The 18514-nt window shown below is 40.7% G+C and carries 11 protein-coding genes; 2 read left to right on the top strand and 9 right to left on the bottom strand.

Going from position 1 to position 18514, the window contains the following annotated elements; translation table 11 throughout:
- Positions 1-9: 9 nt before the first annotated feature.
- From BPR_RS16255 to BPR_RS20130, 7 genes are all read right to left on the bottom strand, one after another.
- Positions 10-1050 (bottom strand): ABC transporter permease subunit, encoded by a 1041-nt coding sequence (locus BPR_RS16255; protein ID WP_013282577.1) that lies wholly within the window; start codon positions 1048-1050, stop codon positions 10-12.
- Positions 1050-2120 (bottom strand): ABC transporter permease, encoded by a 1071-nt coding sequence (locus BPR_RS16260; protein ID WP_013282578.1) that lies wholly within the window; start codon positions 2118-2120, stop codon positions 1050-1052. The genes BPR_RS16255 and BPR_RS16260 overlap by 1 nt, the downstream gene beginning before the upstream one ends.
- The gene (locus BPR_RS16265) at positions 2117-3631 is read right to left on the bottom strand and encodes a sugar ABC transporter ATP-binding protein (protein ID WP_013282579.1); all 1515 of its coding nucleotides are present in this window, start codon (positions 3629-3631) and stop codon (positions 2117-2119) included. The genes BPR_RS16260 and BPR_RS16265 overlap by 4 nt, the downstream gene beginning before the upstream one ends.
- Positions 3632-3791: 160 nt before the next feature.
- Positions 3792-4784: an ABC transporter substrate-binding protein gene (locus BPR_RS16270; RefSeq protein ID WP_013282580.1), complete on the bottom strand. Its 993-nt coding sequence runs from the start codon at positions 4782-4784 to the stop codon at positions 3792-3794.
- A 138-nt stretch (positions 4785-4922) separates the two neighbouring features.
- Positions 4923-6251, bottom strand: coding sequence for a sensor histidine kinase (locus tag BPR_RS16275; protein ID WP_013282581.1), 1329 nt, complete (start codon positions 6249-6251; stop codon positions 4923-4925).
- Positions 6248-7894, bottom strand: a complete 1647-nt coding sequence (locus BPR_RS16280; protein ID WP_013282582.1) for a response regulator — start codon at positions 7892-7894, stop codon at positions 6248-6250. Before BPR_RS16280 ends, BPR_RS16275 begins: the two co-directional genes overlap by 4 nt.
- Before the next feature lie 53 nt (positions 7895-7947).
- On the bottom strand, positions 7948-12831 hold the full coding sequence (locus BPR_RS20130; protein ID WP_013282583.1) for a class B sortase: 4884 nt from the start codon (positions 12829-12831) through the stop codon (positions 7948-7950).
- Between the two features lie 232 nt (positions 12832-13063).
- Between BPR_RS20130 and BPR_RS16290 the strand changes: the two genes are divergently transcribed.
- Entirely contained in the window at positions 13064-14248 is a 1185-nt protein-coding gene (locus BPR_RS16290) for a substrate-binding domain-containing protein (RefSeq protein WP_013282584.1), read from the top strand.
- Here BPR_RS16290 and BPR_RS16295 read toward each other — a convergent pair.
- Both BPR_RS16295 and BPR_RS16300 read right to left on the bottom strand, forming a co-directional pair.
- Positions 14219-15862 (bottom strand): ABC transporter substrate binding protein, encoded by a 1644-nt coding sequence (locus tag BPR_RS16295; protein ID WP_013282585.1) that lies wholly within the window; start codon positions 15860-15862, stop codon positions 14219-14221. The two genes, BPR_RS16290 and BPR_RS16295, sit on opposite strands and share 30 nt — an antisense overlap.
- A gap of 119 nt (positions 15863-15981) precedes the next feature.
- Positions 15982-16920 carry a type I phosphomannose isomerase catalytic subunit gene (locus BPR_RS16300; RefSeq protein WP_013282586.1) on the bottom strand — a complete coding sequence of 313 codons (939 nt, stop codon included), beginning with the start codon at positions 16918-16920 and terminating at the stop codon, positions 15982-15984.
- Positions 16921-17106: 186 nt separating this feature from the next.
- Here BPR_RS16300 and BPR_RS16305 point away from each other — a divergent pair, with 186 nt between their 5' ends.
- Positions 17107-18459, top strand: a complete 1353-nt coding sequence (locus tag BPR_RS16305) for an MATE family efflux transporter (RefSeq protein WP_042258358.1) — start codon at positions 17107-17109, stop codon at positions 18457-18459.
- Positions 18460-18514 lie beyond the last annotated feature (55 nt).

Raw genomic sequence — 18514 nt, forward strand, 5'->3', positions numbered from 1 at the left:
AAGATTATCCTAACCCTTTAATGCTTTTTGCTTCTGAACCATTACAACACTCTGGATGATAAGGAAAATACACAACATAGCCGCAATAGTAATTCCAGTCCACCATGCATCATCAAGTCCTGCTGATGCAACAATATTCTGGATCGTACACAGCGACAATACTCCGAAAAATGTTCCGATCAGATTACCTACACCACCTGTAAGCATTGTTCCGCCAATAATTGAAGATGCAATCGCATTCATTTCCATACCCATTGCATGGCTTGCAGATCCTGAACCTACATGAAGGAAATATACATATCCTGCAATTCCGGCCAGAAGACTACAAATAACATGTGACAGGAACTTAGTTCTCTTAACATTGATGCCCAGCATAAGTGCGCTCTGTTTGTTGCCGCCTACTGCATAAAAGCTACGTCCAAGCTTGGTCCAGCGAAGCACTACAAACAATAATATCACAATTACCAGGGCTACAATCAATCCAATTTCAACATAAGCAGGAATAAATACCCCTTTTCTGCTGTATGATCCAAGGCCCGGAACAACTATCTTTGTATCCTTGAGTGCTACAAACTCAGGATTTTCTACGTTAAATGGTGCTGTATTAACGATAGTTGTCATACCTCTTGCAAAAAACATACCGGCAAGCGATACGATAAATGGCTGAATATCAAGGTATGCAACCAAAAATCCCTGAACCAGTCCGTATAATAGTCCAATACCGAGTGCGATACATACCGAACCAAGAATGCTTCCATTATGTTTATCAAGGTATACAGCGCAGCACATAGATACAAGCGCCACAACGCCGCCAACCGAGATATCAATACCACCTGATATCATTACTATGCTGAGCCCTACTGACGTAATGATAAGAGCCGCATTAGCATTCAGGATGTTAAAAAACATCTGAGGCTTGGTAAAACCGCCTCCCTGGAAAATAATTGCTCCTAAATACATTGCAAAGAATATTACTATCGTAATGATCAGAAGGAGATTCGTGTCATTTATCCTTGTAAATATACTGCCTTTTTCACTTGTCTTTTTCATTATGCAGCCTCCTTTCTTGCCGGAGACAGCTTCTTAACTAACTTACTGCATCCTTCTCTTACTGTTGGTGCAGAGAAAACAACCAGAATGATTACGACAACCGCCTTGTATGCTGCAAGAGCATCTGACTGAACATCAAACTTATAAAGAGTTGTTGTAAGGAACTGGATAACATATGCACCCAGAATTGATGCCCACATATTAAACTTACCGCCTGAAAGAGCATTTCCGCCAAGTGCTACAGCAAGGATCGCGTCCATCTCTATATCTTTGGCTATTACAGAATAGTTGATGGTTGAAAGTCTGCTGACCTTGATAAGTGCTGCAACCGCTACGCATAAGCCAAGGATTACAAAAGACAGAATCTTGATAGCAGTAGGATTGATTCCGTTAAGCCTGGCAGATTTCTCGTTAATACCAACAGCCTGTGTATATAGCCCAAGGTTTGTAAACTTGAGAATAAGCGCCATAACTATGATACATGCAATCACTATGAACACGGTTGTAGGAATCGGTATTCCCGGGATAACGCCTCCAAAATAAGCAAACTTAGGATCCGGAACTATTGGAAGCTGATTGTGATTGATCCACGCACCTATTGAACGACCGGCTGTAAAGAGGATCAGCGTTGCGATCATAGGCTGTATTTTGAACACAGCAACTAAAGTTCCGTTAAAGAGTCCGCATGCCATTCCAACAAGACAGGCAACCAGAAAAGCAAGGATTATTGGTGCCTGAATTGTCTCAGGATGAGCTTCCTTACCGCATAAGATTCTCAACATAGCTGATCCTGCGATAGCAATTGTCGCTCCTACAGAAATGTCCTGTCCGCCTGAAGCAGCAGTAACCAGCGTCATACCGATTGCAAGAATACCAAGCTCAGAACCAAAGTCCAGGATTGTTATAAGGCTTCCTGATAACATAGGATTGCCTGCATTATTTGTTACAAGTGTAATTTTAAAGAAAGAAGGATCGTTTATCAGGTTTATAAGCGTAAGAATCAGTAGCGCAATTATTGGAATAAAGAGCTGATTGCTCACGATCCTTTTTAGCATATTTTGATTTTTCATACGTTACTCTCCCCTGCTATAGTGCTCATAATCTTGCTCTGGGTCAGATCTTCTCCCGATAGTTCCCCAACTACCTTTCTGTCTCTCATGACCACTAATCTTGAGCACGTTCTTAGCATTTCGTCGGTCTCAGAAGAAATGAAGGTTACGCTCATTCCCTCTTTTGCAAGCTCTAATACAAGCTTCTGAATATCTACCTTGGTTCCTACGTCGATTCCTCTAGTAGGCTCATCAAGTATCAGGTACTCAGGATGCATCAAAAGCCACCTTGCAAGAATTACTTTCTGCTGATTACCACCTGAAAGTGATTTTATAGGTGTATCTGCTGATGCAGTCTTAATGTTGAGCTTCTTGATGTATTCATCTGCAAACTGGTTAGCCTGGCGCTTACTAAATGGTTTAAAGAAACCTGTCAGAACCTGATATGCCAAAATGATGTTATCTCTTACGGAAAGGTCTCCGACGATTCCATCGACCTTTCTATCCTCAGGAAGATAAGCTATTCCTTTTTTCATGGCATCGATTGGCTTGCTTATCTTCACATTCTTGCCATGAACTTTAACCGTTCCGTTTATAACTCGGTCTGCGCCAAATATTGCTCTTACGCACTCACTTCTTCCGGATCCCAGAAGTCCTGTAAAGCCATTAACTTCACCTTTTTTAATATAAAAATCAAATGGCTTTATTCCGGCGTTACTCTGAAGCTGTTCTGCTTCAAATACCTTTTCGTCCTTGTCAGCTCCTTCATATGAGCCTTCTTCACCCTTTATATCTGACAGATCATCCATTTCCTTGCCCAGCATCTTGGCAACCAGCTTAACACGTGGAAGATCCTTGATTTCATATTCACCAACAAGCTGTCCGTCGCGCAGAACCGTGATCTTATCGCATACTTCATATACCTGATCCAGGAAATGTGTTACGAAGATGATTCCTACTCCCATCTCCTTAAGATCACGCATAAGTCCGAACAGCTTCTCTACTTCCTGCTCATCGAGCGATGAAGTAGGTTCGTCCAATATCAGGACTTTACAATCCATATCAACAGCTCTGGCTATCGCTACCATCTGCTGAACTGCGATTGAGCAGTTTGCAAGCTGCTGAGTAGCTTTAGCCGGAATATCCAGCTTCTTTAATAGGAGTTCTGCCTCCTTATTTATCATTTTCCAGTTGGTAAAAGAGCCTTCTCCTCTACCAATAAACATATTTTCAGCCACAGTCAGATTAGGGCAAAGGGTAATTTCCTGATAAACAGTACTAATACCCAGCTTCTGCGCATCCTGTGGTGAATGTATCTGAACTTCCCCTTGGCCCTGAAGGTTTATTGTACCTGCATCCTTGGAGTACACACCTGTCAGAACCTTAATAAGCGTTGACTTTCCAGCACCGTTTTCTCCCATAAGAGCATGTATCTCGCCCTTATTCAGGGAAAAATCTACATTCTGAAGAGCCTTAACACCTGGAAATTCTTTGCATATCCCCCGCATTTCCAGTACTCTTGATTCTTCCATAATCCAGTCCCTTTACTTCCCTATTCACTAAATAGCGGTGCGGTTCTCCTCTAAGAGGGTGCCGCACCGCGCTGATTTGTTATATAACTTATATTTTTTATATGCCCCGTGATATACGGATTGCTCCATAACTTCGTTATTCTCGCAATCCTACGTACACTTAGATGCCATATGTATCTACGTCGTCCTGTGTGATTGTTGATGCATCAAAGCCCTTCTCATCCATGATGATTGTCTTCTGAGCAAGTGTTCCGCCGCTCTCAAGAGTCTTGATGATGTCATCAATGTAGCTAGCCTGGAAAGGATTGCACTGTCCATCATAGTTCCAGTTCTGTGCAAGGAGCTCTTCAAGTGCCCACTTATTGCAGTCAAAGCCCATAACTACAACGTCTTTACCAACACCATGTGAAATACCAGCTGCATCAAGAGCTGCAACAGCGCCCTTAGCCATATCATCGTTCTCAGCATAGATTACGTTGAATGGTGTGCCTGCATCGATAACTGACTGAACGATCTGCTGTGCCTTCTCTGCGTTCCACTCAGCTGTCTGCTGCTTAACGATGTTCCAGTTAGCTTCTGCTGCTACCTTAGTATCAAGGGCACCACTACGTCCCTGCTGAGCTGCACTACCCATAACACCCTGGATATGGATCACGTTGTACTCAGAAAGGTTCTGGCCTGCAAGCCAATCAACTGCTGTCTGGCCTTCTTTAGCCATATCAGAAACGATTGAAGCCTCATAGAGACTTGCGTCTGCATCAATTGTACGGTCGAAAAGAATTACCTTAATGCCTGCTGACTGAGCATCCTTGAGGACTGAATCCCAGCCTGCTGTATCAGCTGCAGAAAGAAGAAGGTAATCAACTTCATCCTGGATAAACTTCTGAGCGTACTGAATCTGCTCGTCATTCTTTAAGCTGTAAGCAAATGATGCCTCGTATCCGTTTGCTTCTGTGAACTTAGCTTTAAGATCTGCGTCATTAGCTGTACGATAGCCAGACTCGTTAGGGTCGTTGTTGATAATACCAACTTTGATAAGTCCGCCTGATGCGCTTCCGCCATCTGACTTAGCTGCTGGCGCAGCACTTCCACAAGCTACAAGGCTAAGTGTCATTGCTGATGCCATGAGAATTGACAACACTTTCTTCATCATAACAAAAATCCTCCTAAAAACTTAATCTGTTGCTAAGGCCTATTCCTTAGTTAGATTAATTGTAGCTTTCAGGAGGAAAAAAGACATGGAATTATAAATTAAAAAGAGTTGATTTTTTTATTCTTTTTTAATAGCGTTTCATTTTTTTACTTTTTCGGTTAAGATTTTCGGCAAATGAATAGTTACATCAGTGCCGGAGTTCAGATTACTATCTATGCTAAGGCCATACTCATCGCCAAAATTCAGCCTTATTCGTTCATTTACGTTGTATAGACCATATATAACGCTCTTATCTGTAGAATCCTGCAAAAGGCTCTCTCTGACCTCTTTAAGCCTTGTTTCATCCATACCGGCACCATTATCCCTGACATTTATGGTAATTCCATCAGCCGTCTCGACACCGGTAATTGTTATCTTGCCGCCGCCTCTTCGATTTTTAATGCCATGATATAGCGCATTTTCAACGATAGGCTGGATTGTTATCTTAGGTATGCTGTAGTTATAAATATCTTTTGCCACATTTATCTCATAAGTAAGTATATCCTGATACCTTATCTGCTGGATTTCCAGATAACTTTTCACATGTTGAAGTTCTTCCCTTATAGAAACTATCTCTTTTCCCTTATTAAGAGAAGCTCTGAAAAATTCAGACAAGCTTCCAACCATGCTCACAACCTGTTTCTGATTGCCGGACTCAGCAGACCACACGATCGCATCGAGCGTATTATACAGAAAGTGCGGATTTATCTGCGCCTGCAACAGCTCAAATTCCGCTTTCCTGAGCTGCTTCTGCTCCTCTTTTACCTGCTCCTCGATAGGACGCGTGATCCAAAGCGGCATCCATAGAGATATCAGGACTATGCATGCCAACAGGAATGCAAAGATAACAAACGATATTTCAAGTGCCCTGCTGAAAAATGCCCTGTTCTCAGCCTGTGTCACCTGAAGCTGTTTATTTTCATAGTAAATATACTCATTAATTGTTTCCTGCAAAAGACCTGTGACGATCTGAACATCATTCTCCCAAATCAGCATATTTGCTTCATATCTGTCCTCATATTCCAGATTTTCCTTGATCCTGTCTGTATATGTCTCCAGATTGTTCAGATATTTTTCTGCACTTGCAAGCCTTTTCTGATTATCATGGTTATCCGTATAATCCTTGAGTCCATCAACAACGCCCTTTGCATCGCTCAAAAGGGTGGGAAGATTGGAATTCTCCCAGGTAACATTTCCAACTATCAAAAGATATGTCTCGTAATCAAAATCCTCTTTAAAATCCAGACTGAACTCACTAGCTGCTACCACGGAACTGAGCATATCCTTATATCTCTCATTAGTCATCCAAAAACTGTGAAAAGCATAGATCATAAAGATCAGATTTGGTATGAGCAAGATCATATAAGAAATACGAATCTTATTAGCCAGCTTGTAGTCATGCTTTTTTGCCTTTTTGCCGAATATCACCTTGCTGCCTCCATCTGCATGCCACTTCTATACTGTGTTGTAGTTACGCCCTGTGTTTTTTTGAACAAATACGAAAAATAATGTGGATCCTTATAACCTACTAAAAGAGCTATCTCATTGCTCTTCTTGGATGTTGTACACAAAAGCCTTTTGGCCTGTTCCATCCTGTAGTCAGTAAGATATTTGATAAATGGCTGGCCTGTTTCCTGCTTAAACACTGCACTCAGATGATTAGGCGAAAAATTTACATGAGCGGCCAATGAATTAAGAGACAGCTCATCTTCTGAGTAATGCTCATCTATATAGGCCAGTGAATCTTTTACCATGTCATGATATTTGCCGGAATAGTTATTATCTCTGATCCCTATAGCGGTTTTGATAGTTTCAACCAGATATTCTCTGGTCCTGTCCTCATCAGCCAGTATTTCCGGCGTCGGAATTGCCATGGCTCTGTCCATCTTGTCCCTGTCTACTCCAAGGTCGCTTTCAACGAAATCAGATACACAAAAATACAGATCCATTGCGATATATTGCCGCAGCATAGTCGACTTTATCGCATTTTTGCCCATTCCGTTAAAGAATTCTTCCAGGAACACCTCAGTTTCAGACTCATCTCCGCGCCTTAGAAACTCTTTTATATGCCTTCTGTCGATATGCTTAGGATCTATTTCTGACAAGATCAGGTTTTCATTGACAGGATGAAGCTCTTTTTCCGATCCCCACAAAAAGCCGTTATCAGATGTCAGATAAATATGTGCATAAGCTCTGCTGGCCCAGTTGAACGAATCCGGTATCTCAGTTATCCTGCCTGCGCACTGCCCGATTCCGCCAAAATAACGCATGTTATTATATTCATTCAGGAATTCCTCGATCTTTTTTACGCACCTCTTAATTGCTTCAGTAATCTTTGCTTCCGATTCCCCTCTGAACAAAAGAGCTATGCCCTCAACATTCAGATCAAAAAATATCGCTCCTTCTGTTCCTGCTATTTCACGGATCTTATTCTCCGCCTCAAGGACACTGCCTGAATATTCAAATGCATCATGCCTTTTTGACCACAGGTTAAGCATAACGACATTATAATAAGGACCGGAGATATCAATTCCAAGCCTTTTCGCTCCTTCTAAAAGCTCAGGAAAGCTCTTTCCTCCGGTCAGGAGATTTCTGAAAAACTCAAGCTTATCAAGCTCCGTTCTCTCCTGCATTTCAGCCTCGTAACGGAGTGCGACTTCTCTTTCCTGCCTCTTTTCCTCAACCTTCTCTGCAAGCGCATCCACCTCTTTGAGCAGATTGTCACCGCTTATAGGTTTAGACAGGTAGCAAGAGACGCCAATTCTAATGGCCTCTCTTGCATACTGAAAATCTTCATATCCTGTTAATAAAATTATCTCAATCCATGGATATTCTGCCTTGATCAGACGGCTGAGCTGTAAACCGTCCATAAATGGCATTTTGATATCGGTTATCACAATATCCGGCTGCTCTTTCTGTATCAGTGAATAAGCAATCTCCCCATCAGATGCCTCTCCACAGAAATCATAGCCGTGTGCTTCCCAATTAATGTTATTCTTGATCCCCTCTCTGACGACAAACTCGTCCTCAACCAAAAACACCTTCATCATAACTCTTCCCAATACTCCCATACCTTAGATCGTAATGAATACTCCCAATACCCACCACAATCTTTATGCCTTACTTAGTTGCTTGCTACATATTCGTAGTCATGTTCATCCGTGCGAAGAGCGCTTACGATCAGCCTTCTATCCTCTTTTGACGTGCATGTCGCAAGAGTGATCACATGGTCTGATTCTGTAGCTTCTATGCCGGTTTGACGGTATGAACCACCCTCTATATCCTGAAGCATTTCCCACATGCCCTCAGGATCCTTGCCGTAAACCCAAAAAACGTCATGACTGTCAGGTACTTCTTCATAAGCAAATATCTGATATCTGTAAACCCCATCTTTGGTAAAGATCTGAAAATACTGATGTTCATCATAGTATGACGCATCTGTCTTGTAGAATCTCAGCTTACCAAACATTGTCATATCACGCATATTGTGCCCATAAATCAAGCTGTGAGGATCAGAGAAATCCGGTGTGGACTCACCATCAAGAAAAATAGCCCCTGCTCTTGCCTTCTCACCATCATAAGAAGTATTCAGATACTTAGTATTGTCCCCTGAGTACATTATCGGATAGCTGATATCCTCATTTTCAAAATAAATCCAGCCTATAACATCAGGATACTCTTCTGTAAGAGTCTCCATTTCTACACTGGCCTCATTCCACCAGACATTATTATCGCTCTTGACTTCTTCAGTCATAACTGAAGACTCTTTAATCTTCTGTGTCTCCTGCACATAAGTCTTACTGGCATCCCCATATGCCTGCTCAGATTTATGATACTCGATTGATGTAAAAATGAGAACCCCTGCAGCAATTAAAATTACAGCGCCGCTTAATCCAAGAGCAACCTCACGCTTTTTTTCATTGACTTTTTTGATCAAAAACTTTACTACAGTGACAATTACAAGCCCAATAAGGAGGAAAACTCTGGTAATTTTCCGGATATTCTTGTTCTGCGAAAACTTTACCTTCCCCTCTTTGGCGCGCGCATATAAATTGCAGCTAAAGACCACAACTCCGCCGATAAGAACCAGTACCCACAGCCAAACTGGAGGAAGTGTATCCCTGGTACCAGGCGCACGTGAACTTCCGCCCCCTTCACCATCCTCATCATCTGCATCTCTGCCATTCGCATCCACAAAGCCCGCATAAAGAGTCAGATCCTTGGTTACAGGTGTATCAAAATTGTAAAGAGTCTTAGCAGTCTTATCAGAATACCATCCCTTGAAGGTATAGCCTTCCTTAACCGGATCAGCCGGTCTGGCTACCTTATCTCCCTCTGCAACCTTGACTGTAGTTGAAGGACTTATACCACTGAAGGTTACAGTGAAGGTCTTTCCATAATATGCGTTCAGCGTCATATTTGCAGTTACTGGAGTGTTAAAATCATACGCCGTAGGTTTGGTTGTAGAAGTTGAAGTTCCTTTGTACCAATAAAGAGCAGTAACGCCATCCTTTGTAGGCATACTTTCAGGGGCAGCTACTTTTTCGCCTGATTTAACATCTACAGTCCACTTATTTGTTCCGTCGTTAAAAGTTACCGTATATGTTATGTCTGGTTTGTATGCTACCGCATAAGTGGAGAATTTCTTAGTATAGATATAGATTTTCCCTGCATCTTTATCAATTCGATATGTACCATCATCTCCAGAAGTACTATTACTTAATTCAATAGCATTTCCTTCATGGTATCTATATACCTTTATATCACCTTTCTTATCAAAGTTATAAGCAACTTCAACTACAACATTACTGTCTAACTCCGTTATAGTTGTGCCTGTTTTATCGTCATTTTTATGTGACTTTACGTTTACATCAAAATAATCTGCTGTGTATGATGCGGTTGTGGTATTTACGCTTGAACCAGTGGAAGTCTGCGATGATGAAGATTGCGTGTTCTTTGGTAAAAGACTAGAAATCGCACTTTTACCTGTAGATGTAGAACTCGCAAATCTCAATTGTACCTCAACTTTATCATAAACTCCTCCTAGCTCAGGTTTATGTGCTTCACTTATCAAACTATCATCACTTGTCAGTTTTAAGTTCTTGATATTAGAGCTAAGGCTAAGAGAATTGGAATTACCAGTCTTTGTTACAGGAGTAATTATCTCAGTTGCAGTTGCATCTCCAAAAGACATAGAAAATCCAACTTCATCAGTTACATCTGTCCACGCAAATCTGACAGCTGGCAAAATATCTTCCATTGTCTTAGATTCATCAGGTACACTAACACTTTGATACGGCTTACTGTCAGTAGATGTACCAACATAGTATTTGAAGTTCGAGTGTTGCCCCTGTTCCAGCAAAAGAGAAGGCACTCCAATTCCATTATTTACGTTAAATTGAGCATCATAATCACTCTTAGCTGAAACTATACCTACAGATAGTAATTTATCATTCTTATCAAGGGAAACATACGCTGTATTTCCAGAAATATCCCCAATATTACAATTAGCACCTATGGCAAAACAATTATAGTCATTGGTCAAATCAGGTTTTGCCATGATATGTAAAGTATTACTATCTGTAAAACTATAGTACATATGATCAAACAAATACTGATAGGCACCGTATCCTACGCTGCTTATCTCGGAGGATTTATTACTAAAAATCCTCCAACCATTTCCACCACTTGTAGTCTGGAGCATGTTTTTTCCTGATTTATCCGTACCCACAAGGTCGAACAGAACTTTTTCCGGTGTTCCACCCTCATTTACTATCGTATAAGCAATTGTCCCGTTGCTTATATAGCATTGATTGATAGAACCACAAGGATCAGTCCATGTTCTTGAGTCAGTTTTGGGCGTAATAACCTGTACACCCAGGCTAGTTTTCCCATCATAAACGCATCTATACCAATGCCCAGCCTTTTCAAATGCCTGTCCAGATTTCTCTGAGTAATAATACTGTCTTGTGTTGGCAAGCGGAATATCAGACCAATTACCATCGGCTCCATTAGTACTATCAGTCGACTCTTGCCATTGATACAGCACTTCTCCTTCAGACGTTACCGGCATAAGTAGTTCAAATTTATTACTACTAAGCGTAACAGCTGTTGGAAAATTTTTATTTTTAGGATCTGCACCTGTTTTACTTTCATTCTCTAGTAAAACTGTATATAGCTTTCCATCATAAGTAACTTTAATTACTTTATCATCAATACCAACGAAGGGTCTTTTTACTACCAAACACCATTCGCCTGAATCCTCATCAATCACGTAAGAACCATTCTCCGGGTCAGGCTTCCTCTTAGTATCAGCAGTATCAACCTTTAGCCTTTTTGATAATAAATAATCATCATCATTTGGATTAACGCTTACGTTACTGATATCTCCAGCATTACCAAATTTCAAGTCAAATAAATATTCTAGATTTATTGCTTGAACTAATTCAGTTTCTGTAAATTTGATTATTTCTTCAAGCGATGCCGTAAACACCACCTTATACGCCGAGAATCCATCCGTCTCCGCTGCCAGCACCTTAACGTCCTCAATCTCGACAACCTCAGCCTCAAGCTTTTCAGCCTTCAGAACAGAGTTCTCATCGAAAATAGTTACGACACGCTCTTTTTCGCGTTCGCCACCAAGAGCCACAGGAACTACTTCCTCCGGTTCTCTATCGTCCTTGGACTCATCGATAATATGATATACCTCTGCTTCGAGGTTCTCGTCTTCTACTTCTGCAGCCTCAAAAGATACAACTACGCGTCCCTTTTCTGTATCAGGCTGGACTTCATTTCCCTCTTTATCTTTAACTGTTATGTCGAATGTATACTCTTTTACAACATTCTCAGTTTCTACCTGCTCATCAACAACCTCTTTTACTTTCTGCTCGTCTTCTTCTGCAAGTTTCTTGGCTGTTACCCTTGCATCCTCAGGAAATACTCCCTTATCAGCTCTTACACGAATCTTAACATCGTCAACAACCGTTTCTTTATCGAATGCGTAGTAATCATCTGTAACTGTTACTGTGATGATTGGAAGTTCATCTTCCACATAATATGTGTCTGGTATCAGCAGAACCGGTGTAAAAAGATATATCTCACCCTCTTCATCTGCGCTAAACTCCTCAACACCATAGTTATATTCAGGTTCCAAAATCCATTCAACGTCAGATATAAGTTCTACGCTCGCTTCTTCATCTGTAGTCTTGCTATCCTTAATATCAGCTGCATAGGCAACTGCAGCATTTCTAAATGTGTGTGTGAGCCACGAAATCAAGCCTCCCTCAGTAGCTTCATCAGTAGCCTCCTCTGAGTTTCCATCTGAATGCTCTTCAGAACCACTCTCGATAGGAGAACTAATTTCCTCATCATTTCCGCCATTGTCAGTATTTGAGTCTGAACTATCTTCGACATTTTCCGGTTCTGGGACAACTTCATCATACAAAGTGCTTATTTCATCGTCATTGTCTTCATTTAGTCCATCTTCATCACTGCTTAAATCTCCGGCCTCTTCAGAAATAGTTCCATCTTCATCAAAGAAAATGATCTTTTCGCCATCCTCTGAATCAGATGAAGAGGCAGCATCACCTTCATCTGAGCTACTGCTGGAGCCCTCATCAGCTTCAAGCTCTTCTCTTCTGATTCGCTCTCTTTCCTGTGCGAGCCCTCTCTCAATTCGCTCATCATGCTCATAATCTGGTTCTACAGTAACTTCCAGAGTATCAGGGAGTTCCAGATCTTCTAATTTGCCCCCCACACGAATCTTTTGATTGGAAATATCTTCAGGCAGTTCAGTAAAATCAGTTATTTTGAAATAGCTGATTCCTTCTTCGCCATAAATCTCATCATTGATTTTATCCTGCTCAGCATTCGTCGTGCCTTCAGTGCCAGCCTCACTGGCCGCGCTGGAAGCATCACTTGCCCCGCTGCTCGCAGCAAAAGAAGTTACTCCAATGTTGGAAAAAAACAGGATTCCTGCAATTAGAACAGATACAACTCGCCTTTTCATACCACATCTCCACAATAAGAAAATAAACTATCCCTCATATTATTTTATTACAATATCGAATTAATTTGTCGAAATTTTATTATTTTTTTAGAAAATCTTAGTACGATATTTTGAGCATATCCCCCGCAAAACTGCACTTCTTAGATTTTAGACTTTATTTAGATAAGTTTTCATCTGTATGTGGTAAACTCATCTTGTATAGGGATGTTTTTTCCCAGCTCGGAGAGTGTACATGAAAAAAATTGTTGCAGCTCTTTTGACAATTATATTAATACTTGCCTGCACTTATGCCGTAATTAAGCCACATTCAACTTCTACTACAGAAGTTACCGACTCCGCAGAGCAGCTTGTTGTCGTCGATACTCATTCACAGGATGGCGAAACGACCGTAGGTATTTCCATGCCTGATAAGCTTTTGGAGAGGTGGAATAAGGATGGGGCTTATTTGCGTACCCAATTTGAAAGAAACGGCTGTAAAGTCATGCTGCGATACGCCAATAACCTCATTGATACGCAAATAGATGACATTCTCTACATGATCCAGGAAGGAGCAGACCTCCTTGTCATTGCTGCTGTAGACGGATCTGCCCTGACAGACGTTTTGGAAATTGCAAGATCTGCAAATGTAAAGATCATTGCCTATGACAGACTTATTATGGATTCTGATGTAGTTGATTACTATGTTTCTTTTGACAATTACAAGGTTGGCGTCTTGCAGGCCAAGTACATAATCAGGATATTAGACCTCGATCATTCTGACGCAGCAAGGCACATAGAATTTGTCACGGGCGACCCTGTCGATAATAACGCTCGTTATTTCTATAATGGTGCAATGGACACCATTAAGCCCTACCTTGATTCCGGAAAACTCATACCATTGTCCGGTCAGGTCAATTTCTACGAAACCTCTACAGCCCAATGGTCTACAGATATTGCTCAGCAGCGCCTTCAGATTATTCTAAACTCCTATTATCCTGAAGGAATCCAGCTTGATGCCGTTCTGTGCGCCAATGACTCCACAGCTCTCGGCGCAACCAGAGCCCTTGAATCTGACTACACATCCAAAAATCCTGTCGCTGTAACAGGACAGGACGCAGATATTGCCAATATTTATAATATCTTAAATGGAACTCAGGGCATGACTGTGTTCAAAGCCCTCACTGAGGAATCTGTTGTAACAGTTACTCTCGCTCTTGCCATTTTAGATGGTCAGACACCTTCCGAAAGCCTTATTACAAACTCTGACTGGAGCTTTAAATGCACTTACAACACAACTGACTATTTCAATGGGCAGGAGATTGTTCCCTCATACCTTCTGGAACCCATTGTTGTAACAGCTGATAACATTGAATCTCGGCTTTTTGACACCGGCTATTACAAACGTAACTCAGCCGGTCTTATCTATGCTGCCAAATAACGTATATCCGTTTCGTCCTCTGTCTTTGGTAACATAAAGCGCCTTATCTGCATATTCCATTAACTTATCAGGCTCACTCACGTCTTCAGGATACAAAGCGCATCCCACACTGACTGTAATCTGTAATATACATGCAGATGTAGCAAATTCAGGCTTCATCACATCAATAATGCTCTCACACAGCCTTACTGCGCTCTGACTGGTTGGTTCCTGGAAAATAGCGCAGAACTCATCTCCACCCAGCCTTGCAAAAATGGTACCGTCACCTGTCAGACTCTGTAGTCTCCCGGCCACCATCCTGATCACTTCATCACCCACCTTATGACCATAGGTATCGTTAATATCCTTGAAATGATCCACATCAAGCATTATAAATCCATATGGAGTCTTATTTGCCTCGAACTGAGATAACAGTTCCATAACCTTAAGTCTGTTTGGAAGCTGAGTCAGAAAATCTGTTCTTGCTACCCTTGATCTTCGTTTATTTGAGTAATACAGGTGCGCAATTATCACTATCATAAGAAACGCAATTATCATCACAAGATTGCTCAAAAGCTTGTTTTCACGATAAAATTTTGCAAAGCTCTCTTTTTCATTTACAATTACCGAACCCTGCGGAAGCTGCCTGAATTTAATGTTGTACTTGTCCATCGCTTTCTGCTCAAAATAAGGCGTTGTGATCATTTCTGTATTAAGCGGAATATCATCCGGATCCTCGCCCATGAGTATCTCTTTGGCCGCTGTTCCGGCTATAAAACCGGAGTCATAATACGAATAGGATATTCCCCCGAGCACTCCATGCCCCACATTTGACGAAGACAGCCTGAATATCGGAACATTTTCAGTATTTGCACTTAAAAAATCTGCTGCGTTTGATAATGGATAATTATTTTTGTCGCCATCAACGGCAAAATCCAGAAAGAGAATAATATCATCAGCCCCTAACGCATTTAAAGCCCTTTTAAGGCCCTTTTGAGTATAATATGAGGTATTTATTATCTTGCACTTTAAATCGCCGTGTTTGTCCTTAAATTTCATGAATTCCACATAATCTCCCTGACCGGTTACTGTGGAATCTGTTATCACAACCAGATTGTTTCTATTTGGGAAAAGAGCTATCATAAGCTGATAGTTACTCTCAAAATCCTGCTTTTCAGCTATTCCTGTTGCATTTTTCATTGCAGCTGCTGTTGTAGCCTCTGTAACGTTATTTACTCCCATAAACACCATCGGAATATCCGGAAATAGCTTACTTCTGTTGTTTACAGCATATCTAAGTGCTGGATCATCTGCAATTGCGATAAGATCAAATTTCCTGACAAGGAAAATCTTGTATCTAAGGTACTTGTCAAAATTGCTGATGTCTGTAGCTCCATAGAACTGCTGAGCCTCCATAAAGTCATAGTTGATCTGGACATTCAGTCCTTCTACTCCATCCTGAAAGCCCTTAATTGTGTCGGGAACACCATCCGTAGAAAAGCCATAAGAAGAGATAAAGAGAATGTGAAATTGCCGCTCTAAAGAATCCTCTGCATTTACCTTAAATGAAGAGGGTATAACGAAGAATACAGCCATGTATGCAATTATCAGCATTATTCCAAATGTACGTTTCATAGTACAATTTTATACCTTTTGCAATACACCAACAATTACTGCAATTCTTAAATTATACTTAACATTGCTAAAAAAAGTGCACTCAGATATCCATTAAAGGTATCTGCATGCACTATAATTTATGGTACCATAGTCTTTACAATTTTAATATCACCAGTTATTTTTACTTCACCTGTGGATGCTTCGATGAATAAGGAATCTCCTTTTCTTACTACAAAACTCTCATCAGCTGATGTTACTGTGCCTTCTCCGTCTGTAACAAGAATATTGGTAAAAGATTTATCATCAACATCAAATGTATACTCTTTTAAAGCACTTATTTCTGCGCTGTCCACGCAGAAAAATTCGCAGCTGACCATATGCTCATCAGGAGATTTGTACTTCTCCGGTCTTTCAAGCCTTGTTACATCTATAGACTGCTGAATATGGAGCTGCCTCGGCTTACCATCTGCTCCAACTCGGCCAAAATCATATATCCTATAGGTTACATTTGAGCTCTGCTGAATTTCAGCTATAACAAGACCTGCTCCAATTGAATGAAGTGTTCCCGGAGAAATAAATACAACGTCTCCCGGCTTAACGTACTCTTTATGTAGAACCTCAGTCAAAGTATTATCTTTAATTCTCTGCTCAAATTCTTCTTTCGAAATCTCTTTTTCAAATCCCTGATATAAGTATGCGCCTTCCTCTGCCTCGAGAATATACCACATCTCAGTTTTTCCATACTGATTCTCATGCTCAAGAGCGTAAGCATCGTCAGGATGAACCTGAATAGAAAGAGCCTTTTTTGCATCTATTAACTTGATCAAAATAGGAAAATCTTTATATTTCTGACAGTCAGTTCCAAGAATTTCAGCGCCCTTTGCAGCAATAACCTCTGGAATAGTCTTTCCTTCATAAATACCATTTGTTATTATTGATAATCCATCCTTGTGTGCAGATAGAACCCATGCTTCTGAACATATCTCTCCGTCATAATCAACGTTATAATTATCCACTAACTTATGTCCACCCCATAAATAATCCTTACAGGCTGGTTTTAATTTGTAAATTGACATATCATTACCTCTCTTTTAACTTATGGAATTATAGTTGACCTGCAGATATTAATCAATAATTTCCTATATTTAATCCGTATTTGTTATACAATGTTATTGTTATCTAATTAGCGTTTATGGCTTATAATTCCAATTCATGGTATACTTTTGACTCGTATCGCTTATTTACTTAGAAAAGGATTATTTATGAACACAAAAGAAAACAAAATGGGTGTAATGCCCGTCAAACAGCTCATTGTATCAATGTCACTTCCAATGATGGTCTCCATGCTTGTGCAGGCGCTTTATAACGTTGTTGACAGCGTTTTCGTAGCTAAGATCAGTGAAGATGCGCTCACTGCAGTTACTCTCGCCTTTCCTATGCAGAATCTCATGATTGCTCTTGCTTCCGGTACAGGTGTTGGTGTTAACGCTCTGTTATCAAGATCCCTTGGGGAAAAGAAATTTGAGAATTCAGATGCAGCTGCTAATACAGGTCTTTTACTTACATTTTTTAACTTTTTAGCTTTTCTTCTTATCGGTCTTTTTGCTGCACCTGCTTTTATCGCAACTCAGACAGATAATGAGGTTATTCGCATATATGGAGGACAATACTTAACTATTATCTGTTGTCTCTCCTTTGGTGTATTTTTCCAGGTTATGTTTGAAAGACTCCTGCAGTCTACCGGCAAAACCTTTTATAGCATGATTTCTCAGTCTACTGGTGCAATTATCAATATAATTTTTGATCCGCTCTTCATCTTTGGCATAGGACCATTCCCGGCTCTCGGTGTCGCAGGCGCCGCATATGCTACTATTCTTGGTCAGCTTGCAGGTGCATCTATCGGACTGTTTTGCAATCTCAAGTTTAATACCGATATTCATATTAGTTTTAAGAAGATTTTGGCTCCAAAGGCCCGTATTATCAAAGAAATATACTTTGTCGGTGTACCATCGATACTCATGATGTCAATTGGTTCTGTAATGACTTATCTTATGAATCTTATCCTTGGGTCATTCAGTTCTACCGCAACTGCCGTTTTTGGTGTTTATTTCAAGCTTCAAAGCTTCTTCTTTCTTCCTGTATTTGGCCTTAATAACGGTCTTATACCTGTTTTGGCATACAACTACGGAGCACGCAATAAAGACAGGATCAAGGAAGCTCTTCGTTTTGCCCTTATGCTTGCCGTTACGATCATGGTTGTTGGTACTATATGCTTTTTAACTATCCCCGACTTGCTTCTTACATTGTTCAACGCCTCAGAAGATATGGTCAAAATAGGAACTCCTGCCCTCAGGATCATAAGTCTTTCATTCCCTGTAGCAGGTGTCTGCATTGCAATGGGTTCAATTTTCCAGGCTTTTTCCAGAAGCTTTTACTCTTTAATAGTTTCTGTCGGACGTCAGCTTGTCGTACTCATACCTGCAGCATTTTTACTTGCTCAGACTGGTGTACTTTCCAATGTTTGGTGGGCATTCCCTATTGCAGAGGTTGCATCTTTGATACTTTCAACTATCTTCTTCAAAAAACTCTACAGAGAGACTGTATCTTCTATGTAATGTTTTTAAAATGTCTTGATTTCTAAGGTTTTTAAGAATTATGCACTAAAAACCG

The organism is Butyrivibrio proteoclasticus B316, assembly GCF_000145035.1.
GTDB classification, from domain to species: Bacteria; Bacillota; Clostridia; order Lachnospirales; family Lachnospiraceae; genus Butyrivibrio; species Butyrivibrio proteoclasticus.

Bases quoted from the DNA above. Each gene is read 5' to 3' on its own strand.
- BPR_RS16255 (WP_013282577.1), bottom strand. From the start codon at position 1,050: ATGAAAAAGACAAGTGAAAAAGGCAGTATATTTACAAGGATAAATGAC.
- BPR_RS16260 (WP_013282578.1), bottom strand. From the start codon at position 2,120: ATGAAAAATCAAAATATGCTAAAAAGGATCGTGAGCAATCAGCTCTTT.
- BPR_RS16265 (WP_013282579.1), bottom strand. From the start codon at position 3,631: ATGGAAGAATCAAGAGTACTGGAAATGCGGGGGATATGCAAAGAATTT.
- BPR_RS16270 (WP_013282580.1), bottom strand. From the start codon at position 4,784: ATGATGAAGAAAGTGTTGTCAATTCTCATGGCATCAGCAATGACACTT.
- BPR_RS16280 (WP_013282582.1), bottom strand. From the start codon at position 7,894: ATGGGAGTATTGGGAAGAGTTATGATGAAGGTGTTTTTGGTTGAGGAC.
- BPR_RS20130 (WP_013282583.1), bottom strand. From the start codon at position 12,831: ATGAAAAGGCGAGTTGTATCTGTTCTAATTGCAGGAATCCTGTTTTTT.
- BPR_RS16290 (WP_013282584.1), top strand. From the start codon at position 13,064: ATGAAAAAAATTGTTGCAGCTCTTTTGACAATTATATTAATACTTGCC.
- BPR_RS16295 (WP_013282585.1), bottom strand. From the start codon at position 15,862: ATGAAACGTACATTTGGAATAATGCTGATAATTGCATACATGGCTGTA.
- BPR_RS16300 (WP_013282586.1), bottom strand. From the start codon at position 16,920: ATGTCAATTTACAAATTAAAACCAGCCTGTAAGGATTATTTATGGGGT.
- BPR_RS16305 (WP_042258358.1), top strand. From the start codon at position 17,107: ATGAACACAAAAGAAAACAAAATGGGTGTAATGCCCGTCAAACAGCTC.